Raw genomic sequence first — 21,746 nt, 5'->3', positions numbered from 1 at the left:
GATTTGCGCTGGACGCGGGGTGGAGCAGCCCGGTAGCTCGTCAGGCTCATAACCTGAAGGCCGCAGGTTCAAATCCTGCCCCCGCAACCAAATCAAAAAAGCCCGCATGGAGAAATCCCGCGGGCTTTCGACGTTCTAAGGCACGGAAAACCGAGCAAACGCCGGCGCTAAACTCAACCTCGCGCCTGTGACCTAATGACATCGCGCAGGATGGCACTCAGTGCCAACGGTCGCTCCAGCGGGACGTAATGGCCGCAAGCCGGGAGGATGTGCACACGGCCAGCGACGGTGCTTGCCGCTTCACAGAGATGACATCCCGCAAACATCGAGATCAGGCACGAGGCCTGAGCGCCCAACGCAACCGATCTATTACGCCCCCGACACCGACACATAACGACCCGACGCGTAACGCATAGGCTTGGCTCGCTCATCGGAGGAAGAGCAGGGCCATTGGCGCAGTGTTCGGCAAGGAGAAGCGTCGTGCGAGGCGCTCAAATCGGAGCGCATCGTCGGGTTTCGCTTCGGAGAACGGGCGAGGCAGTTGCGTGGTCTGCCCCGATGATTGGCGTTACCCGTTTATTAAGGTATGCAATCGATAGTTGCTTTCATCCTTGATTCCCGCGATAGCATGAGGCTGTGCGCGCCCATTCGGCAGGCAGGTGCAGGAGCACCGCCTTCGCCGCGGAGATCCACCCGTGACCACCATATCGCCAACGAGCAATGTTGCCTTGGAAATCCTCAGGCGGACAGCCACCGAGGCCGAGGAGAAAGCTGGTACTGCCGACAGCGCGAACAGCATCCTCAAGGCCGCGAACGGCGTTTCAGCGGAGCCTGGCCGAGCAACGACGCAGGCGCAGGGTGCGGTCAACAACAGCATGCTGGAGTTGAAGGCGAGGGCTGACGCTTTTGTCGGAACCGCGCTGGAATTGCTGAACTCCGACCGCTTCAAATCCAGCGACCCCAATGTGAAGGCAGTGCTGAAGGAGATCCTCAACGAGCAGGGTGAGATTTTCGCGGGCCGGGTCGAAGCGGAACTGGTCAACAATCCCGGTCTCAGACATGAAGAGGCGATCGCCAATGCGCTAACCGCGACGGTGCGCGGCAATCGCAGCCGTTTTGCCGAGACCGAGATCGTGCTCGGTTATAATCTGAAAACCGCCGGCAGGCAGTTGCACCATGTTGCCGATGCCGAAGGCCATAGCTCAGGCCAGTTCCTGGCGGATGCGCAGGCAGAAGCGCGGATCGGTCTCGACATCGCGCAAAAGGCGCGCGCCAATGCAAAGGGTGATGCGGCGCTGGCGGAGGCCTTGAAAGCGGAGGAGGAGGCCGAGAGGATTTACCGGCGAACGCAACAGTCGGCGAATGATTGGAACGGCTATTGGACGAAGAAATTCGGATGGCCGGAGCCCCGGTGACGGCGCGATAAGGTATCGCCTCTGCCTCGGATGAGGCGCGATGGGCGGGCCTTGGGGCGAACCTTCCTATGCCCGACCCGGGAAGGCGCCTTGCCGGTTTGTCTTCGGGCGCCTGACGCCCCCTCATCAACGATGCCTGTGTCTCGCCGGACTATCGTTTCCGGCGGAGTGACCAGCGATTGAATTCCACACGTTAGAGGATCTGCCAAGCACTTGGTCGCCGCCCCGCTCTGCCGCCTGCGCTCTAATACCTAACTAGCCGCGTAGCGTGACCACAAACCGCGGCGCATTTCCCGCTGCATGGTTCAGCCCTAAGCGCCGGTCTCTCCTTCGAAGAGATCCTGGCTTACCAGCTTTCCGTGATCGCGGCCGGAAAGCCATGCCCGCGTCTCATCGAGAATTTCCGTCGACAGGTCGGGGTCGTCGATCATCCGCGCCAGGATAAGCGCGCCGATCATGGCTGCAGAACTGCCGATCGCCGCGCGGCGCTTCTCATGCTCATCCGTCCCCGGCGCCACCTTGCCGAACCGGGCGAACTGGCGCTTCAAGGCGCCTGTCATCTCCGACCGTGCAGCCCCCGGTTGGCGGCTCACCTCCGATGCGAGGGCTGCAAGCGGGCAGCCGTGGCCAAAATCGTCCCGATGCTCCGGCGTAAGGTAACGTCGGGCGACGGATGCCAGATCCATCGTTAGCGGCTCGGTTTCTCCCTGCAGCCCGGCCAATGTCTGCGCGATCAGATCCTCCTTCGACTTGAAGTAGCCGTAGAAGCCGCCGTGGGTAAGGCCCGCCGCCTTCATGACATCGGTAACGGTGACGGCCTCAAAGCCGCGCTCCCGGAACAGCTGTCCGGCCGCCTCCAGGATCGTCTTCTTGTTCTCTTCGACCTGCTTCCGGCTCACGCGCATCATCGTCTCCTGAAATTTCGATTGATATTATACATGATGGTGATCATATATCAAAATACATGATGACTGTCATGAATAAACCCAAGGAGCACAATCGATGAGCAGGAAGCCTGTAGTCCTTGTAACCGGTGCCTCCACCGGTATTGGTGCCGTCTATGCGGAGCGATTTGCGCGTCGCGGCCATGATCTCGTTCTGGTTGCACGCAACGCGGAGCGGCTCGACGCTCTCGCGACGCGCCTCACGAAAGAAACCGGCGTGGCGGTGGATGTGGTGCCGGCCGATCTGACGGACGAGCGGGACCTCGCCAGGATCGAGCAGCGCCTGCGCGAAGACCGGAGCATCGGTGTGCTGGTCAATAATGCCGGGACCTCTATCCCGCGCGGCTTTCTTCAGCAGCAGAACGAGGACATCTCGAAGCTGATTGCGCTCAACGTCACTGCAGTCACCAGGCTTGCGCATGCGGCGGCCCCTGGTTTTGCGGAGAGAGGCGAGGGGGCGATCATCAACATCGCGTCGGTCGTCGGGCTTGCACCGGAGATGGGCGCAACTGTCTACGGTGCGACCAAGGCCTTCGTGCTGTTCCTCTCTCAAGGCTTGAATGTCGAGCTCGCACAGAAGGGGGTCTACGTTCAAGCGGTGCTGCCCGCAGCGACACGCACGGAGATCTGGGATCATGCCGGCGTCGATGTCGACACGCTTTCAGGCGTGATGGAGGTCGGCGATCTCGTCGATGCGGCGCTGGTCGGCTACGACCGGCGCGAACTGGTGACCATCCCGCCGCTTCCCGATGCCGATCAGTGGAACACACTCGATACGGCACGGCAGGCAATGCTGCCCAATTTTGCCCAGTCGTTGCCGGCCGAGCGCTATCGGTCCGCGGCCTGACCGGTCCAGGCAAGGAGCGGGGGTTCGACGTCTGCTCGGACCGCCCGCGCCGGCTGGGACGTCCGATGCCCGGACCTTTTCCGCTTGGGTGCAGCGGTCGCATCGTCTCCAGGGTTTGTCCCAAAGGCGTTTGCCAAGCGCTCTTGGGCTGCTTAGAGATTGAGGATCAAAGATTTCGCAAGGTCGGCTGCGCCGCACCTTTGCGAAAATCTTTCCTCGAAACGATGTTGATGGTGCGAGCCGATGAAAAGATTCAATCTGGGACCAACCGACCTTTCCGTTTCCTCTGCCGTTCTCGGCCTGATGCGGATTGTCGATCTCAGCGATGACGCCATAAACCGGCTCTATGGCAAGGCAAGGGACGTCGGGATCAACGTCTTTGACCATGCCGATATCTATGGTGGCGAGCTGCATGCCTGCGAGCGCCGTTTCGGCGATGCGTTGCGGCTGAAGACGGCCGAGCGCGAACAGATCGTCATCCAGAGCAAGTGCGGGATCCGCCGCGGTTATTTCGATTTCTCCAAAGAGCACATCCTGCAGTCGGTCGATCGATCGCTGGCGGCGCTGAAGACCGACTATCTCGATCTTCTCTTGTTGCATCGCCCGGATGCGCTGGTGGAACCGGAGGAGGTGGCGGAGGCCTTCGACACATTGCACGCGGCCGGCAAGGTCCGGCATTTCGGCGTCTCCAACCACACGCCTCGACAGATCGATCTCTTGAAAACGGCAGTCCGCCAGCCGCTCGTCGCCAACCAGATCCAGCTCAGCATTGCCCATGCGCCTTCGGTCGCCTTCGGGATCGCCGCCAATATGGCAGGTCTCGAGCAATCGATCGATCGCGATGGCGAAGTGGTCGTCTATTCGCGCATCAACCGCATGACGCTGCAGGCCTGGTCGCCGTTCCAGCAGGGGTTCTTCGGCGGTGTCTTCGTCGGCGACGAAAAGAACTTTCCCGAACTCAATCGGGTGCTGGACGAACTCGCAGGCAAGTACGGTGTTTCGCCATCGGCCATCGCCTATGCCTGGATCGCCCGCCATCCGGGCAACATTCAGGTGGTGCTTGGAACGACGAGCCCCGAGCGGCTGGCCGATATCGCCCCCGGCGCTGACATCACGCTATCGCGAGAGGACTGGTATCGTCTCTTTACCGCGGCAGGACACGTGCTGCCCTGACGCAATCTTGGTCGCCACGCAAAAGGCCCGCTCGGATCCGAGCGGGCCTTTTGCGTTTTTGTGACTGATGCCGCTCGATCAGCTGCGCGGCTTCAGGTTTTCCGGGTCGTAGAGCGGCTTGTAGCCGATGCCGACAACTTCGACCGGATAGGTCTCGGCGAAATATTCGACATTGAGCTTGCGGCCGACCTGGCAATGGGACCAGGGCAGATAGGCAAGCGCGATGTTCTTGCCGATCGTCGGGCCGAAGGCGATCGAGGTGGTGTAGGAACGGCGGCCGAGTTCGTCGATGAGAACCTTGCCCGTTTCTGGATCGATGACCGGCAGGGTTCCGACCGGGTAGCGCTTGACGCCGTTCCTGTCGGTGTTTTCCGTCATGACCAGCGTGCAAAGCATGGCCGGCTGATGCTCGCGCGCCTTGTACTCGAGGTGCTTTGCCTTACCGCGGAAGTCGACGTCCTTGACCTTCGGGCGGGCAAGGTCGGCTTCGATCAGGTTGTACTGGGTAAGAAGGTCGGCGTTCTGCAGGCGCAGGCTCTTTTCCATGCGGCGCGAGTTCGCATAGGTTTCGACGCCAAAGGCCATGACGCCGGTCGAGCGCAGCGCGTCCCATACGGCCAGACCGTCCTCGTACTTCATGTGCAGTTCCCAGCCCTGCTCGCCGACATAGGAGATGCGGAAGGCGGTCACATGTTTGCCGGCGATCTCGATCGGCTTGATCGCAGCAAAAGCGAAGTTCTCGATATCGAGGCCGGCCGGGTCGGCAACCACCTTCTTCAGCGTCTCACGGGCATTGGGACCCCAGATGCCGATGGTGATGAACTTTTCCGACACGTCGGTGATGGTGACGTCGAGACCGCGATCTTCGGCGACACGGCGCATGTACTGGAAGTCGCGCGGGCCGGCATCGGCGCCGTTCACGAGACGGCAGCGGTCGGCCATGCGGAAGACGGTGAAGTCGGCCCGCACCATGCCTTCGTCGTCGAGGAAGTGGGTGTAGATGCCCTTGCCGATATTGCCGTCGCCGCCGACCTTGGCGGCGCAAAGCCACTCCAGAAGCTCGACATGGTCAGGGCCTTCGATGTCGACCATGTGGAAGTGAGAGAGGTTGACGATGCCGCAATCCTCGCTCATCGCCAGATGTTCGGCGTTGGAAACACGCCAGAAATGGCGGCTGTCCCATTCGTTTTCACGTACCGGTACGCGGTCGCCGTACTTCTCCAGAAGGTGCTCGTTTGCGGCGTAGCCATGGGCGCGCTCCCAGCCGCCGAGTTCCATGAAGTAGCCGCCGAGCTCTTTTTCGCGCTCGTAGAAGGGCGAGCGCTTGACATTGCGGCCGGTGGCATAGGGCTCGCGCGTGTGCACGGCCGGATAGTAGATCTTCTGCGCCGCCTCGAAGCAGCGGCCCTCGATGAACTTCTCTTCGAGCTGGTGCGGATAGAAGCGGGAGTAGTCGATCGAGGCGTGGTCGATCTCAGTGCGGCCGTCTGTCATCCAGTCGGCAATCAGCTTGCCGTAGCCGGGACCGTCCTTCACCCAGATGGCGACGCAATACCACAAGCCGCGCACCTTCTGGCTCTCGCCGCAGGAGGGGCCGCCGGCGGCCGAAACCTGCAGCAGACCGTTGAAGGAATGGCTCTCGTTGTAGCCAAGCTCGCCGAGGATCGGCGTCAGCTCCATGGCGCGCTCGAGCGGCTCGATGATCTGTTCCATCTCAAGGTCACGCTGCGACGGCGATAGGCGCGCCTCGTGCTTTTCAAGGATGTTACGCGGATGGCAGAGGCGGGGATTGGTGGTTTCGTAATAGCCCCACTCGATCTGGCCGCCTTCGGTGGTCTTCGGGTCGCCGGTGTCGCGCATATAGGCGGAGTTGCCCTGGTCGCGCAGAAGCGGGAAGCCGATCTCCTTACCGGTGCCTTCGAATTCGTTGTACGGGCCGAAAAAGGTGAGCGGGTGGTCGACCGGCATGACCGGCAGGTCCTCGCCGACCATTTCGGCGATCAGACGACCCCAGATGCCGGCGCAGACGATGACGTGGTCGGCCATGATCGTGCCGCGATGGGTGACCACACCCTTGATGCGGCCGTTTTCGACGATCAGAGACTTGGCCGGCGTGTTGCCGAAGACCTGCAGCTTGCCGGACTTTTCCGCGGCATCGACGAGCTTGCCGGCAACCGTCTGCGAGCGCGGGATGACGAGGCCGGCGTCCGGATCGAACATGCCGCCCATCACCTGATCTTCCTCGATCAGCGGGAACATTGCCTTGATTTCAGCTGGCGAAACATAGTGGGCGCGGGTGCCGAAGGCCTTGGCGGAGGAAAGCTTGCGCTTGATCTCTTCCATCCAGACATCGTCACCAGTGCGGGCCACTTCCAGGCCGCCGATGCGGGCGTAGTGGCCCATCTTCTCGAAGAAATCGATCGAATACTGCGTCGTCCAGACCGAGAGATAATCGTGGCTGGTGGTGTAGCAGAAGTCCGAGGCGTGTGCGGTCGAGCCGATATCGGTCGGCACGCCCGACTTGTCGATGCCGACGATGTCATCCCAGCCGCGCTCGATCAGGTGATGCGCGATCGAGGCGCCGACGATGCCCCCCAGCCCGATGATTACGACTTTCGCCTTTTGCGGAAACTCTGCCATTGATTGCGACCCTGGTTGGATTGGATGCCGGATTTTAGGGCGTGACGGATCACGACTAGAGCCTGTCTACGACATAATCATCAAACTGCACGACCAGAGCCGAGCATTTTGCGGATCGCGGAACGAGAGCTGTCGAGACGGTCATGCCACTGATTTTTTGAGAAAAAGCGCCCCTCCGCGCCAATCTGATTTCATCTAGCATATCGCAAATGGCGACGCATCCGAATGCGTCATCGCCGTTGCCCTGTTTCTCCGCAGACCGCGCCGTTCGCCATGAAAGATAATCCTATCGGGCAAGATTGACAGCGATGCCTGATCTTAATAAGTTCGGTAACAGAACGAATTAAAAGAGGTCCCCGTGAACGACAGCTTGCGCATCTCCCGGAAGTTCTCCCAGCGCTCCGTCATGGAGGCGATCGTCCAGGGCGGGCCAATTTCGCGTGCGTCGATCTCGAAGCAGACCGGCCTTTCCAAGCAGACCATTTCCGAGATCGTTCGCGGCCTCGAGGAAGAGGGCTGGGTGCAGGAGACGGGGCGCACCAGCGGCCATGTCGGGCGCACGGCCGTCACCTACGAACTGGTGTGCGATGCCGCCTTCATCATCGCCGTCGACCTCGGCGGCACGAAAGTGCGCGTGGCGATCACCGATCTCGCCTGCCAGATCTTTGCCGAAGACACGGCGCCGACCGATCCGCGTGGCGGCCGCTTCGTCGTCGAGCAGATCGCTGCCATGGCCTTTGATGCGGCCGATCGCCAGAAGATCGCCCGCGAGAAAATCCGGCTTGCGGTCGTCGGCGTTCCCGGCGCGCCCTGCAGCGAGACCGGCCGTGTGCTGCTTGCGCCGAATATCGCCGGCTTCGACACGATGGATGTCGTCGGCGCCTTCGAAGAGGTGCTCGGCTTCGGCGCGATGCTTGAGAACGACGTCAATCTCGCCGTCCTCGGCGAAAACTGGCTGGGGCAGGGGCAGGGGATCGACAACCTTGCCTATGTGGCGCTGGGGACCGGCGTCGGCAGCGGCCTGATGGTCGGCGGTCATCTGGTGCGCGGCGTCAGCAATGCCGCCGGCGAAATGGGTTTCCTGCCGCTCGGCGCCGATCCGTTCGAGGCGGAATCGCTGCGCACCGGCGCCTTCGAGCGGGCAGTTGCCTCGCATGGCATGGCGGAGCGCTACGCGGCACTTTCGGGCAACACGGTCACCGTGCCCACCATCTTTGCCAAGGCGGAAGCCGGCGATGCGGCAGCGCTGACGGTGCTGGACGACACGGCGCGGTATCTGGCCGCCGGTGTTGCGGCGATCGCTGCCATCGCCAACCCGCAGAAGGTTATCCTCGGCGGCTCGATCGGGCTCCGTCCGGAAATGCTCGAGCGGGTGAAGGCCTTCCTGCCGCAGTGCTTCCCTTATCCGGTCAATGTCGAGACCGGTGAGCTCGGCGCGCGTGCTGCGATCATCGGGGCGGCGGCGATCGGGCTTGGGCAACTGCACAATACCCTCTTCGGGGTCGATGCGCCCGACGGGCGGATTTCACTGCCACGGGCAAACGTCAACGCGCTTCGGGAGGCGATGTGATGACGGTGAATGACGGTCTGGTCGAACGTTTGCGGGCGGTGCTTGACCGCGACGCGGCGGTCGATCTTTTTCGTGGCGCGATCGGGCGTGAGAGCATTACCGGCAACGAGGCGAATTTCGTCGCCTTTCTGGCCGAAACGATGCAGCGCCTTGGCCTTGAAGGCTTGCAAACGGCGGAGTTTTTGCCGGGTCGGCCGAACGTCTGGGCGGAGCGCAAGGGCCGTGGCAAGGGGCCACGCCTATTGTTCATCGGCCATACGGATACGGTGCATGTCGACGGCTGGCGCGAACATTGGGCCGGTACCGAGCGCGAGGATCCCTTCGCCGCACCGATCATCGACGGCGCTGTCTGGGGCCGTGGCTCGGGCGATCTGAAGGCCGGCATCTGCGCGTCGCTGGCGGCGCTGTCGCTGCTCGACAAGGCTGGCGTGGATCTCGTCGGCGATGTGGCCTTTGCCTTCATCGGTGACGAGGAAAGCGGCCAGCCGGGCACCGGCGTGTCGGCCGGTATCAAGGATCTGGTCGACCGGATCGAGGCGGGTGAGATCGCGCGGCCGGATTTCGTCGTCTATGTCGAACCGACCCGGCTGTCCGTCTATCCGGCGCAGATCGGCTTTTTCATCACTGACATCACGATTACAGGCAAGTCCGCCTATTTCGGCGTACCGGAACTTGGCAAGGATGCGCTGCGCGCCAGCCATGCGGCGATGTCGGCGCTCTGGAAACACTCCGACGAAATCGCTGCACGAGCCGAGCACAAGCTGATCGGCCGCAGTTTCCTGCTGATCACGGGCCTTGCCGGCGGCGGCTACATCGCCGTGCCCGAGCGCTGCACCCTGTCGCTGATCCGCAAGCTCCTGCCGGGGGAATCGCTGGACACGGCGGCAGCCGAGATCGAGGCTGCGGTGCGCTCGGCGATCACCGATCCGGAAATCACGGTCGAGTTTTCCTATCCGGCCGGTCGCGACCACGCTCTTGGCGGCACGGCGGCTGAAATCGACGAAACGGCCGGCGAAGTCGGTGCGCTGTCGACCGCCATGGCGGAAGCCATGGCCGGGCGCGGGGTGATCGAGGGTGCCCCCTTCTGGTCGGAATCGCCGTTCTTCGTCAACCGCTTGGGCGTGCCTGCCGTCTACTGCGCGCCCGGCGATATCCGCAATTGCCATACCTACGAGGAACGGGTCGAGGTGGAGGAATACCTCGCCGGGATCGTCGGATTTGCCGCCTTCATGGCGCGCTACTGCGGCGTCATGGACTGAACTGCCAAACAAGAGGGAGAACGACAATGATCTTGAAGAAATTGATGGCTGCTGCGCTCGTCAGCGGTTTCGTGCTTGCCGCCAATGCCGCCTCCGCCCAGACGGTCGGTCCGTCCGGCGAGACCGCGACGCCGAGCGCCGATGTCGCCTTGACCGATGCCGATATCGGCGCGCTCAAGGGCAAGGGCTACAAGGCAGCGCTGCTGTGGCACACTTCGTCCGACTTCACCAATGCCGTTTCGGCCGGTGCCAAGGATGAGTTTGCCCGCGCCGGCGTCGAGATTGCGGTGACGACGGATGCAGGCTTCGACGCCGCCCGCCAGCGTAGCGACATCGAGACCGCGCTTGCCGCCAAGCCGAACGTCATCCTGGCGCTGCCGCTCGATCCGGTCACCTCGGCCGAAGCCTTCCGCCAGGCCGTCACCGATGGCAGCAAGCTCGTGTTCCTTTCCAACCTGCCGAGCGGTTACAAGCAGGGCACGGACTATGCCTCGATCGTCACCGACGATCTCTTCCAGATGGGCAAGCAGGCGGCCGATGCGCTGGCCAAGGCGATCGGCGGCAAGGGCAAGGTCGGCTACATCTTCCATGACGCCAGCTACTATGTGACGAACCAGCGCGACCAAGCCTTCAAGTCGACGATCGAGAAGGACTATCCGGATATCAAGATCGTTGCCGAGCAGGGCATCTCCGACCCGGCACGTGCCGAGGAACTGGCAAGCGCGATGCTGCTGCAGAATCCTGATCTCGACGGCATCTACGTGACCTGGGCCGAGCCCGCCGACGGTGTGCTCTCCGCCCTGCGCTCGAGCGGCAATACCAAAACCAAGATCGTCACGCTCGATCTTGCCGAACCGGTGGCACTCGACATGGTCAAGGGTGGCAACGTCACCGCGCTTGTTGCCGACAAGGCCTATGAGCTTGGACGCGCCATGGCTGCGACCGGCCTGAAGTCGCTGCTCGGGCAGCAGACGCCGGCCTTCGTCGTTGCCCCGGCTTTGACCGTCACCAAGGAAAACGTCGCGGACGGCTGGAAGCAGTCGCTCAACCGCGATGCACCGCAGTCGGTGCTCGACGCGGCCAAGTAATCCGGCAGCGAAATAATCCGATGGCCGCCGGGAGAGAGGACGTTTCCGGCGGCACCATCCCAAAGGGAGGCAGAGATGCACAGGGCAGTGAGACATTTCGCGTTGCTGGCGACGGTATTTGCCGCAACATCCGGCTTTGCCGCAGACGGCAAGACCACAGGGCCGCATGGTGAGGCGCCGACGCCCGCGAGCAGCCTGACGCTGACGGCGGAGCAGGAACAACAGATCAAGGACGGCAAATTTACCGCAGCGCTCGTCTGGCACGAGATGAGCGAATACACCAATGCCGTCAACAGCGGCGCCCAGGACGAATTCAAGCGCCTCGGCGTCGAGGTGGTCGCGCAGACCGATGCCGGCTTCGATGCCGCCCGCCAGAAGGCGGATGTTGAGACGGTGCTTGCCAAGAAGCCCTCGATCATCCTGTCGCTGCCGGTCGATCCGGCGACCGCCGCCGTGGTCTACGATCCGGCGCGCACCGCCGGCGTGAAGCTCGCCTTTGTCGACAATTCTCCGGCCGGTTACGAACACGGCAAGGACTATGTGACGATCGTCTCGGACGACCTGTTCCAGATGGGCAACAAGGCTGCCATCGCCATGGCGGATGCGCTCGGCGGCAAGGGCAAGCTCGGCTACATCTATCACGACGCCGATTTCTATGTGACCAACCAGCGCGATGGCGCCTTCAAGTCGACGATCGAGCAGGACTATCCTGACATGAAGATCGTTGCCGAGGCCGGCATGGCGGATCCCGCCCGTAGCGAGGAAATCGCGCAAGGCATGATCACCCAGAACCCGGATCTCGACGGCATCTATGTCACCTGGGCCGAACCGGCACTGAGCGTGCTGTCGGCTCTGCGCGGCGCCGGCAACAGCCACACCAAGATCGTGACACTCGACCTCAACGAACCGGCAGCGCTCGATATGGTCAAGGGCGGGAACATGGCAGCGCTCGTCGCCGACGAAGCCTACAATATCGGCGTCACCGCAGCGCGTGCCGCGGCCGGCTCTCTGGTCGGCCAAAAGGCCGAGCCCTTCCTGGTCGTCGACTCGCTCGCCGTCACCAAGGCGACGGTCGCCGATGGCTGGAAGAAGTCTCTGAACAAGGATGTGCCCGCGACGATCGCGGATGCGATGAAGTGATGAAATGATGCCCGCTGCATGCGTCCCAAATCGTCGTCGATTTGGGACAGAACATGCAGCTTCTCATAGTGCTGCGGCGACCTTTGCGCGTCTGACCGGACGTGCGGCGCCGTAGTGCAGGGGGAGCATTCTCCCTGCCTTCGGAGGAAGAATAATGTCCAGTGCCCATTCCAGCGCGAGCGGCCAGCCGGCCAGCCTCGTCAGCCGCCTCAACCTGCAGCAATACGTCGTCTATCTCGGCTTTCTGGCGATCTTTCTGTTCTTCGCCATCGTGCTTCGGGACAGCGGCTTTCTGACGGTTCGCAACCTGTCGAACATCATGCTGCAGACAGCGCCGGTGACGATCATGGCGATCGGCCTCGTCTTCGTCATGTCGGCCGGCGAGATCGATCTGTCGATCGGCTCGACCGTTGCCGTCTCGGCGCTGGCGGCGGCGGTGACGATCAACGAATACGGCTTGGTGGCCGGCGTCGTCGCCGGGATCGGCGCGGGCGTGCTGATCGGGCTCCTGAACGGCGCGCTGGTCGCCTATGTCAAACTGCCGTCGTTCCTGGTGACGTTGGCGACGCTCGGGCTTTTCGCAGGCGTCTCCCGCTCGATGACGAACCTGCGCTCGATCCCGGTAACCGACAGCACCTTTACGGGCTTCTTCGGCTCGGGCTCGTTCCTCGGTGTTCCCTCGTTGATCTGGTGGACGATCGTCGCGGTCGTCTGCGGCCACATCATCTACCGCGAAACCCGCTTCGGTGCCCATGTGCTGGCGACCGGCGACAACAGCCGTGCGGCGAGCGTCTCGGGTATCAGCGTGCCGCGCATCCGGCTCGCCGTGCTTGTCATCAGCGGCGGTCTCGCGGGGCTTGCCGGCCTGCTCTACGCCGGCCGGCTGCAGGCGGCCAAGTATACCCTTGGCGAGACCGACCTGATGACGGTGATTGCCGCCGTCATCGTCGGCGGCACGCTGCTCAACGGCGGCAAGGGTACGATCATTGGTGCGCTCGTCGGCTCGCTGATGATGGGTATGCTCAACAATGGCCTGATCCTGATGGGCCTTTCCGTTTCCGACCAGATGATCGTTCGCGGTCTTATCATCCTCGCCGCGGTCGCCGTGTCGCTGCGCGAAAAGTCCCGCTGAAGGAGGATTTCATGTTTCTCGACGTTCTGCGCCGCCGCAACCCGGCATTCATCGAAGCGGCGATGGCCCTGCACCAGCAGGGCAAGATCCCGGCCAACGCCTACGTGCTCGACCTCGATACGGTCGAGGGCAATGCGGCGATCATGAGCAACGAGGCCCGTCGCCTCGGCCTGAAGACCTTTGCCATGACCAAGCAGGTTGGCCGCTCCAGCTCGTTCTGTGATGCCGTCCAGCGCGGCGGCATCGATCGTTCGGTTGCCGTCGACATGGCCTGTGCCCGCGCTACCCACAAGGCAGGCTTGAAGGTCGGCCATCTCGGCCACCTGCAGCAGGTCGCACGCCATGAGGCGGCTGCCGCAGCGAAGACCTTCCGGCCGGACTACTGGACGGTCTTCAACGCCGAGAAGGCAGCAGAAGCGGCAGCCGGCGCGCATGCCGCCGGCTATCGGCAGGATCTGCTCGCCCGCATCAGGGCGGAAGGCGACACCTTCTACCGCGGTCATGAAGGTGGGTTCGATGCCAGCGACGTTGCTGCGGTTGCTGATCGCCTCGACGGCCTCGCCGGTGGCCGTTTTGCCGGCATCACCACTTTTCCTGCGCTGCTCTTCGATCATGAAAGCCGCAAGGTAAAGCCGACGCACAACCTGGCAACGCTCTCGAAAGCGGCCGAGGCGCTGGCCAAGGCCGGGCGCACAGGGATCGAGGTGAACGCACCGGGCACGACCTCCAGCGTCATGCTGCCGGCCCTTGCCGAAGCGGGTGCGACGCAATGTGAGCCGGGCAACGGCCTGCATGGCACCACCGCGCTGCACGTGATGGAAGATCTGCCGGAACTACCGGCGGTGCTCTACCTTACCGAGGTCTCCCATCTCTCGGGCGGCAAGGCCTATTGCTTCGGTGGCGGCTTCTACATCGACCCGATCTTCCCGGATTACGACGTCAAGGCGATCGTATCGACTGAGCCGACCACGGCTGCATCGGCGCTTCGAAGCGTCGAAGTGCCGCCGCCCTCGGCGATCGACTATTATGCGATGATCGACGCCAGTGGACCGGCGGCGCCCAGGCCCGGCGATACGGCGGTGTTCGGCTTCCGCGGCCAGGCCTTTGTCACGCGCGCCTATGTCGTCGGCGTGTCGGGCATCTCCAAGGGCGCACCGAAGGTGGAAACGATCGAAAACGGTTTCGGCGAAACCGCAGCCTGGCCGGTATGAGGGGCGACATCATGAACGCGAACGTTAGTGCTGCAGCAGAGCCGGTCCTGAAGCTGAAGGACATCCGCAAGACCTTCGGCGGCGTCACCGCGATCGAGAACTTCTCGCTGGAGGTTCGTCCGGGCGAGATCGTGGCGCTCGTCGGTGACAACGGCGCCGGCAAGTCGACGCTGATCAAGATCATCTCCGGCGTCTACACGCCGACCTCGGGAACGATCACCATCGAGAACCAGACCGTGGCGATGTCGAACGCCACCATGGCGCGCGCCCATGGCATCGAGGTCGTCTATCAGGACCTGGCGCTTGCCGACCAGCAGACGGTCTATATGAACATGTTTCTCGGCCGCGAGCCGGTAAACCGTTTCGGCCTGCTCGACCGTCGCCGGATGATTTCCGAGACGGAGACGCTGGTGAAGGAACTGGATGTCCGCATCCCCTCGGCCCATGCGACGATCCGCGACCTCTCGGGCGGACAACGCCAGGGCGTCGCCATTGCCCGCGCCACCCATTGGGCGAGCAAGCTGATCCTGCTCGACGAACCGACGGCAGCGCTCGGTGTTGCCGAAACCGCCAAGGTCGAGGAGATCGTGGAATCGCTGAAAAGCCGCAATATCGGCGTGCTGATCATCAGCCACAGCCTCGATCAGGTGTTCAAGCTATCGGATCGCATCTGCGTCCTGCGTCGCGGCAAGCAGATCGGCATCCGCGAGACGGCGAAGACCGACAAGAACGAGATCATCGCGATGATCACCGGGCTTCAGCAACACTGAGGCACAAGGCAGCCAGCGCCGCCGCCTGCTCGGGCGGCGCCGCTTTCATGCTCACGGCGCCGCGCCGAAGAAGGTGAGGCGGGTGAAGAGCACGTAGTGCGATTCCGACACCATCAGCGCCACGAAGACCAGCACCAAAAGCGGCGGCAGCAGGATGGCGTAGATCAGCGCCAGCCGCTCCCAGGCCATGTGCATGAAGATCGCCACGATCAACCCCGCCTTCAGCACCATGAAGATCAGGATCAGGGACCACCTGAGATAGCCCTGCAGCCCGACATAGTCGACGAGGTAGGAAAAGGTGCTGAGCACGAAGAGCAGCAACCAGACGACCAGATAGAGGCCGATCGGGTGCTGCTGGTGCGTTTGGGCGTGGCTTTCCGCCTTTGTTGCCGGTGCCGCGTGGGTGTGAACAGTCGTTTCTGTCATGGCCATGCCTCACCACAGATAGAAGAACGCGAAGATGAAGACCCAGACGAGGTCGACGAAGTGCCAGTAGAGGCCGGTGATCTCGACGATCTCGTAGTGTCCCTTGCGGCTCGTGAAGAAGCCGCGCCGTTCGGTTTCGAAATCGCCACGCCAGACCTTGCGGGCGATGATCAAGAGGAAAATGACGCCGATCGTGACGTGGGTGCCGTGGAACCCGGTGATCATGAAAAAGGTCGAGCCGAATTGGGCAGCACCCCAAGGGTTGCCCCAGGGGCGCACGCCCTCGGTGATCAGCTTCGTCCATTCGAAGGCCTGCATGCCGACGAAGGTGGCGCCGAAAAGGGCGGTCAGAAGCATGAGAAGTGCGGTCTTCTTGCGATCGCGCCGGTAGCCGAAATTGACGGCCATGGCCATCGTGCCGCTCGAGGTGATCAGCACGAAGGTCATGATGGCGATCAGGATCAGCGGCACGTCCGAGCCGCCGATGTGCAGCGCGAAGACCTCGCTCGGATTGGGCCAGGGAACGGCCGTCGACATGCGCGCCGACATGTAGGCGATGAGGAAACAGCCGAAGACGAAGGTGTCGCTCAAGAGGAAGATCCACATCATCGCCTTGCCCCAGGAGACGTTCTTGAACGTCCGCTGGTCTGACGCCCAGTCTGCGGCAAAGCCCGCAAGTCCCGCCGGGCGGTGGAGCGGCTCTCGGACAGGCGAATGTGTCTCGGCGGACATGCCTTGGCTCCTTCAAGTCAAGAGGGATCGGCAGAGCTCGACGAAGTCGTTGGCCCAGCCGGAAAAGAGCGCGTAGAGCACCAGCCATACGGCCAGCATGAAATGCCAGTAGGTGGCGCAGAGCGTGATCGACAGCACGGCCTTTTCGCCTATCGGGCCGGCGCGCGTCTTGACGATGACCCGCGTCAGGGCGAACAGGCCACCGAGAATGTGCAGGCCATGCATGCCCGAGATCATGTAGAAGAAGCTGTTGGCCGGATTGTCGGCGAGCAGGAAACCGGCGTCAGTGAGTTCGCGCCAGGCAAAGACCTGGCCCGCGAGGAAGGCGAGACCGGCGGCAAGCGCTGCGATCATCGCGGTGCGGCTTGCCTCTTCACGATGCTGTTCGGCAGTGACGCGGGCCGCATGCAGGAGCAGGCTGCCGAGTGCGAGGATGGCGGTGTTCAGCCACAGGATCTTCGGCATCGGCGTCGACCACCAGTCGGTGGAGGCCATGCGCATGAAGTAGGCGCTGATGAAGAGGGAGAAGAGCGCTGCGACGACGGCGAGGAAGACGCCGAGACCGATTTTTGCTGGCGGGATCGAAGGCCTGCCGAGTGGGCGCGGGTCGTGGGCGTGGCCGACCTCCAGCCAGGGTTTCGAGAACAGCCGCTGCCGGCTGAGCCACCAGGCGGCGATCGCGAAGACCACTGCCAGGAAGACGAGGGTGACGTTCATGAGGCACCCTCCGGAGCGTGGCCTACCGGACCCGGCTCAGTTTGCGGAATGAAATCTTCCGCGGCTCCCGGCACGCTGTAGTCATAGGGCCAACGGTAGACGACCGGCAGCTCCTTGCCCCAGTTGCCGTGGCGCGGCGGCGTTTCCGGCGTCTGCCATTCGAGCGTCGTTGCCCGCCAGGGATTGCCGCCGGCCTCGCGGCCATGGCGGATGCTCCAGACGAGGTTGAAGAGGAAGACGATCTGGGCGGCACCGACGATCAGCGCCATGATGGTGATGAACTCGTTGAGCGTGTGGGCGGACCCCGGCACGAAGGCAGTCTCGCCCATCTCGTAATAGCGGCGCGGAACACCGATCAGCCCGAGATAGTGCATCGGGAAGAAGATCAGATAGGCGCCGACGAAGGTGACCCAGAAATGGATCTGCCCCATGGTCTGGTTGAGCATGCGGCCGGTGATCTTCGGATACCAGTGATAGATCGCCCCGAAGATCACCATGATCGGCGCGACACCCATGACCATGTGGAAATGGGCGACGACGAACATCGTGTCGGAGAGCGGCACGTCGACGACGACATTGCCGAGGAACAGCCCGGTCAGCCCGCCATTGACGAAGGTCACGATGAAGGCGAGCGCAAAAAGCATCGGCAGCGTCAGGTGTATGTCGCCACGCCAGAGCGTCAGGACCCAATTGTAGACCTTGATCGCCGTCGGCACGGCAATGATCAGCGTGGTCGTTGCGAAGAAGAAGCCGAAATAGGGGTTCATGCCGCTGACATACATGTGGTGCGCCCAGACGATGAAGGAGAGCGCGCCGATGATCACGATCGCCCAGACCATCATGCGGTAGCCGAAGATGTTCTTGCGGGCGTGCGTGCTGATGAGATCCGAGACGATACCGAAGGCGGGAAGCGCCACGATGTAGACCTCGGGATGGCCGAAGAACCAGAAGAGGTGCTGGAACATGATCGGGCTGCCGCCGCCATGCTGCAGCTGTTCGCCCATCTCGACGATCGCCGGCATGAAGAAGCTGGTGCCGAGCACCCGGTCGAACAGCATCATGACGCAGGCGACGAAGAGGGCGGGGAAGGCGAGAAGCGCCATCACCGTCGCGGTGAAGATGCCCCAGACGGTGAGCGGCATGCGCATCAGCGTCATGCCGCGCGTGCGACCCTGGAGCACGGTGACCACGTAGTTGAGCCCGCCCATGGTGAAGCCAATGACGAAGAGGATGAGCGAGGAGAGCATCAATATGATGCCCCAGTCCTTGCCGCCGGGCGTTCCGGACAGAACCGCCTGGGGCGGATAGAGCGTCCAGCCGGCGCCGGTCGGTCCGCCCGGCGCAAAGAAGCTCGCGACGAGCACGAGGACGGCGAGCAGATAGAGCCAGTAGCTCAGCATGTTGGCATAGGGAAAGACCATGTCGCGCGCGCCGAGCATCAGCGGGATCAGGTAGTTGCCGAAGCCGCCGAGAAACAGCGCGGTCAACAGATAGATCACCATGATCATGCCGTGCATGGTGATGAACTGGTAGTAGCGCTCGGCATCGATGAAGGCGAAGGCGCCGGGAAAGCCGAGCTGCAGTCGCATCAGCCAGGAGAGCACCAGGGCGACCATACCGATGGCGATGGCGGTCGAGGCATATTGCACGGCGATGATCTTGGCATCCTGGCTGAAGACGTAGCGCGTCCACCAGCTATGGGGATGATAGAGCTCCACGTCCTCCACTTCAGCGGGGCCAATCTGTTCGCCCGTGCCTGACCGGATATCGACCATCTGCGAGAACCTCCCAACACCGGATCATCTCGATCCAACGCCTTGAACCTGCAATTCCGCACGTCCAACAATGGAATTGCGTCTCCTCACGAGCGGGATGCGGGCGGATACCGCGAGCACTTTTCCTCATCCCGCTTGGCCGTCGGGGCGCCTCTATTGCGCCGGGGCGGCATTTAATGCCTGCGCCGTTTCCTTCGTCTGCACTCCTGCTTGTGCCTGCAGCTGCGAGAAGGTTTGCTGCTGCGAAAGCCAGGTCTGATAGTCCTCCGCACTGTCGACGACGACGGTGCCGCGCATCTGCGGGTGACCGACGCCGCAAAGCTCGGCGCACAGAACCTCGAACGTGCCCGTGCGGGTGGGCGTCAGCCAGAAATAGGTGACCATGCCGGGCACCATATCCATCTTGGCGCGGAACTCCGGCACGTAGAAATCATGCAGCACATCGACGGAGCGCAGCAGCATCTTGACCGGTTTACCGACTTCCAGATGCAATTCGCCGCCCTCGATGACCACGTCGTCGAGCGCTGCCGGATCGTTGCGGTTGAGGCCGAGCGAGTTCTCCGGCGTGATGTCGCGGGTCTCGGAGGTCCCAAGCTTGCCGTCGGCGCCGGGGAGCCGGAAGCTCCACAGCCACTGCTGGCCGACGACCTCAACCTGGGCCGCTCCATCAGGAACGGTCACGAACTGGTGCCAGACGAAAAGGCCGGGGGTGAGCATGGCGGCGACGCCGAGCGTCGTGCCGCCGGCAAGCCACCCTTCGAGCTTGCGGTTTTCCGGTTCATAGGCCGCCCGGTTTCCCGGACGATGGCGAAAGCGAAGCACGCAATAGGCCATGAAAAGAACCACGGCGACGAAGACGACGCCGGTAATCCAGAAGGTGATGATCAGCGTATTGTCGATGTAACTCCAGTTGGACGCGATCGGCGTCCACCACCACGGGCTCAACAGATGAAACAATACCGATCCGACGGCCAGTAAAACCAGAATAACGACCACGGCCATTTCTGTCCCTCCTCGCCGCTGGCGGCTGTGGGCATGAAGACGCAATCCGTAGATCTCTGCTGCACGTTATCCTTGGTCGTCGCCGATCCAGGGATGAAAACATGCAGGAATTCAAAGTTCTACAGCGACCTCTCTGCGTCTGGTCAGGCGCGCGGCGCTGTAGATGCAATTATTGCACGAACGTCCAATAGTCGCAATTCGCCGCCGACGTGGCGAGCGGCGGTTGCGTTTCGTCTTTTCAGCCTACTGCGAATACTGCTTGAGATAGGCGAGAAGATTGGAGATGTCCGTGTCGTCCTTCAGCCCGACGAAGGCCATTTTCGTGCCCTTCACCTTGGCCTTGGGATTGTGCAGATAGTCGCGCAGCGTCGTCTCGTCCCAGACCAGGCCACCCTTGCCGGCATCGACCATGGCCGTGGAGTAGCTGAAGTTGGGATGGGTGCCGGCGGTTCGCCCCAGGACATGGTTGAGCGAGGGCCCGACCTTGTTGGTATCGCTGTCGACGATATGGCAGACGGCGCATTTCTTGAAGACCGTGGCTCCGGCCGTGGCATCACCCTCTTGCGCGAGGGCGGCGAGCGGACAGAGCAAGGTTGTCGAAAAGGCAAGGGCAACAACAAGAATTCGCATGACACTTCCTCAAAATCGCCGGGCGCAGGCAAGGAAGGCTATCGTCAATTTGTCGTTTTGGCGGTGCTTGCTTCTCTTAAGTTGGCGCCACGGCGGTTGATACTTGCGACACCGAAACGGTACGCCTCGTCCTCAGGAAGTCAACCGGCGGCGTCGGCCAGTTCGCCGACGCCGCCTAATTTTTCACCATGGCCGGTGCCGGCAATCAGACGCGATTGCCGTCGGCATCGAAGAAGTGCAGCCGTTCGACGGGCAGGTGTACGGGCAGCGAGCCGGAAACGTTGAGGAACCGGCGGTCGTTGGTAAACGCCTTGAAGCCGGCACGGCCGAAGGAGAGGTGCAGGATGATGCCGAAGCCCGTCGGCTCGACCAGGTCGACATTGGCTTTCAGCGCATCCGGGCCTTCGACGCCGATCTCGACATGCTCCGGCCGGATGCCGAGCGTCGCCCTGGCGCCGTCCGTCAAGGCAGGATGCGGCTGGGCCGGAACGATGATGCCGCCTTCGGTTTCGAAGCGCGGGGCGGTACCGTTGCGATAGGTGCCCTCGAAGAAGTTCATGCCCGGCGAACCGATGAAGCCGGCAACGAACAGATTGGCGGGGCGGTCGTAGAGGTCGAGCGGGCTTCCGACCTGTTGTACGAAGCCGCCGTTCATGGCGACGATGCGGTCGGCGAGCGTCATCGCCTCGATCTGGTCGTGGGTGACGTAGATCGAGGTGGCGCCCAAGTCCTTGTGCAGCTTCTTGATTTCGGCACGCATCTGTTCGCGCAGGCGCGCGTCGAGGTTCGACAGCGGCTCATCGAACAGGAACGCCTTGGGTTCGCGCACGATGGCACGGCCCATGGCGACGCGCTGGCGCTGGCCGCCCGAGAGCGCGCGCGGCCGGCGTTCGAGCAGCGGATCGAGCCCGAGCTTGGCGGCTGCCCCTGAAACGACGCTTGCGATCTTCTCCTTGGCGGTCTTCCGGAGCCTCAGGCTGTAGCTCATGTTCTTGGCGACCGACATATGCGGATAGAGCGCATAGGACTGGAACACCATCGCGATGTCGCGGTCCTTTGGCGCCAGCTCGTTGACGCGTTTTCCGGCGATGCGGATCTCGCCCGAGGTGACGCTTTCAAGGCCGGCGATCATGCGCAGAAGCGTGGATTTGCCACAACCGGACGGGCCGACGAGCACGACGAATTCGCCGTCGCCGATCTTGAGATCGACGTCGTGCAGTACCGGGTGGATGCCGTAGGATTTCTGGATATTGGCGATATCGATGGAAGCCATGA

At 62.6% G+C, this 21,746-nt stretch carries 19 protein-coding genes and 1 tRNA gene; 11 read left to right on the top strand and 9 right to left on the bottom strand.

The features are described from left to right. The first annotated feature begins 13 nt into the window (after window positions 1–13). Window positions 14–90, top strand: a tRNA-Met gene (locus tag M2267_RS19605). A gap of 569 nt (window positions 91–659) precedes the next feature. Beyond that, entirely contained in the window at window positions 660–1,415 is a 756-nt protein-coding gene (locus M2267_RS19600) for a hypothetical protein (protein ID WP_429116302.1), read from the top strand. A 311-nt stretch (window positions 1,416–1,726) separates the two neighbouring features. Here M2267_RS19600 and M2267_RS19595 read toward each other — a convergent pair whose 3' ends face one another. Continuing rightward, window positions 1,727–2,320 carry a TetR/AcrR family transcriptional regulator gene (locus M2267_RS19595; protein ID WP_429116300.1) on the bottom strand — a complete coding sequence of 198 codons (594 nt, stop codon included), beginning with the start codon at window positions 2,318–2,320 and terminating at the stop codon, window positions 1,727–1,729. Between the two features lie 97 nt (window positions 2,321–2,417). On the opposite strand from M2267_RS19595, the gene M2267_RS19590 reads away from it, so the two are divergent. Both M2267_RS19590 and M2267_RS19585 read left to right on the top strand, forming a co-directional pair. Continuing rightward, complete coding sequence (locus tag M2267_RS19590; protein WP_429116298.1) at window positions 2,418–3,206, top strand: SDR family NAD(P)-dependent oxidoreductase; 789 nt, start codon at window positions 2,418–2,420, stop codon at window positions 3,204–3,206. 243 nt (window positions 3,207–3,449) lie between these two features. Beyond that, the gene (locus tag M2267_RS19585) at window positions 3,450–4,379 is read left to right on the top strand and encodes an aldo/keto reductase (protein ID WP_429116297.1); all 930 of its coding nucleotides are present in this window, start codon (window positions 3,450–3,452) and stop codon (window positions 4,377–4,379) included. 78 nt (window positions 4,380–4,457) lie between these two features. Here the strand turns inward: M2267_RS19585 and M2267_RS19580 are convergent, their stop codons facing one another. After that, complete coding sequence (locus M2267_RS19580) at window positions 4,458–7,019, bottom strand: GcvT family protein (protein WP_429116295.1); 2,562 nt, start codon at window positions 7,017–7,019, stop codon at window positions 4,458–4,460. Between the two features lie 358 nt (window positions 7,020–7,377). Here M2267_RS19580 and M2267_RS19575 point away from each other — a divergent pair, with 358 nt between their 5' ends. From M2267_RS19575 to M2267_RS19545, 7 genes are all read left to right on the top strand, one after another. Then, window positions 7,378–8,589: an ROK family transcriptional regulator gene (locus M2267_RS19575; protein WP_429116294.1), complete on the top strand. Its 1,212-nt coding sequence runs from the start codon at window positions 7,378–7,380 to the stop codon at window positions 8,587–8,589. After that, on the top strand, window positions 8,589–9,848 hold the full coding sequence (locus M2267_RS19570) for a M20 family metallopeptidase (protein WP_429116292.1): 1,260 nt from the start codon (window positions 8,589–8,591) through the stop codon (window positions 9,846–9,848). Before M2267_RS19575 ends, M2267_RS19570 begins: the two co-directional genes overlap by 1 nt. 26 nt (window positions 9,849–9,874) lie before the next feature. Next, entirely contained in the window at window positions 9,875–10,936 is a 1,062-nt protein-coding gene (locus M2267_RS19565) for a substrate-binding domain-containing protein (RefSeq protein ID WP_043611221.1), read from the top strand. A 75-nt stretch (window positions 10,937–11,011) separates the two neighbouring features. Beyond that, the gene (locus M2267_RS19560; protein WP_429116290.1) at window positions 11,012–12,076 is read left to right on the top strand and encodes a substrate-binding domain-containing protein; all 1,065 of its coding nucleotides are present in this window, start codon (window positions 11,012–11,014) and stop codon (window positions 12,074–12,076) included. A 154-nt stretch (window positions 12,077–12,230) separates the two neighbouring features. Then, complete coding sequence (locus M2267_RS19555; RefSeq protein WP_429116289.1) at window positions 12,231–13,208, top strand: ABC transporter permease; 978 nt, start codon at window positions 12,231–12,233, stop codon at window positions 13,206–13,208. Between the two features lie 11 nt (window positions 13,209–13,219). After that, window positions 13,220–14,419, top strand: coding sequence for an alanine racemase (locus M2267_RS19550; RefSeq protein WP_429116287.1), 1,200 nt, complete (start codon window positions 13,220–13,222; stop codon window positions 14,417–14,419). Between the two features lie 11 nt (window positions 14,420–14,430). Further along, complete coding sequence (locus tag M2267_RS19545) at window positions 14,431–15,189, top strand: ATP-binding cassette domain-containing protein (protein WP_104668541.1); 759 nt, start codon at window positions 14,431–14,433, stop codon at window positions 15,187–15,189. A gap of 51 nt (window positions 15,190–15,240) precedes the next feature. Here M2267_RS19545 and M2267_RS19540 read toward each other — a convergent pair whose 3' ends face one another. The 7 genes from M2267_RS19540 to M2267_RS19510 all read right to left on the bottom strand — a co-directional run bounded on the left by M2267_RS19540 (window position 15,241) and on the right by M2267_RS19510 (window position 21,744). Then, on the bottom strand, window positions 15,241–15,615 hold the full coding sequence (locus M2267_RS19540; protein ID WP_192447121.1) for a cytochrome C oxidase subunit IV family protein: 375 nt from the start codon (window positions 15,613–15,615) through the stop codon (window positions 15,241–15,243). A 9-nt stretch (window positions 15,616–15,624) separates the two neighbouring features. Beyond that, a complete protein-coding gene (locus M2267_RS19535) occupies window positions 15,625–16,347 on the bottom strand; it encodes a heme-copper oxidase subunit III family protein (RefSeq protein ID WP_043611232.1) in 723 nt (240 codons plus the stop codon). 12 nt (window positions 16,348–16,359) lie between these two features. Then, window positions 16,360–17,064: a cytochrome c oxidase subunit 3 gene (locus tag M2267_RS19530; RefSeq protein WP_429116285.1), complete on the bottom strand. Its 705-nt coding sequence runs from the start codon at window positions 17,062–17,064 to the stop codon at window positions 16,360–16,362. After that, window positions 17,061–18,839, bottom strand: coding sequence for a cytochrome c oxidase subunit I (ctaD, locus tag M2267_RS19525; RefSeq protein WP_429116284.1), 1,779 nt, complete (start codon window positions 18,837–18,839; stop codon window positions 17,061–17,063). Before ctaD ends, M2267_RS19530 begins: the two co-directional genes overlap by 4 nt. 153 nt (window positions 18,840–18,992) lie before the next feature. Further along, window positions 18,993–19,841: a cytochrome c oxidase subunit II gene (locus M2267_RS19520; protein WP_429116282.1), complete on the bottom strand. Its 849-nt coding sequence runs from the start codon at window positions 19,839–19,841 to the stop codon at window positions 18,993–18,995. Window positions 19,842–20,084: 243 nt separating this feature from the next. After that, a complete protein-coding gene (locus tag M2267_RS19515; RefSeq protein WP_043611241.1) occupies window positions 20,085–20,471 on the bottom strand; it encodes a c-type cytochrome in 387 nt (128 codons plus the stop codon). Window positions 20,472–20,676: 205 nt separating this feature from the next. After that, a complete protein-coding gene (locus tag M2267_RS19510) occupies window positions 20,677–21,744 on the bottom strand; it encodes an ABC transporter ATP-binding protein (RefSeq protein ID WP_429116279.1) in 1,068 nt (355 codons plus the stop codon). Window positions 21,745–21,746 lie beyond the last annotated feature (2 nt).

It is taken from the genome of Ensifer sp. KUDG1, assembly GCF_050434285.1.
In the GTDB taxonomy this organism is placed as follows: domain Bacteria; phylum Pseudomonadota; class Alphaproteobacteria; order Rhizobiales; family Rhizobiaceae; genus Ensifer.
The sequence above is the reverse complement of the archived record's forward strand: the minus strand, read 5'-3'. Positions and strand labels throughout refer to the sequence as shown.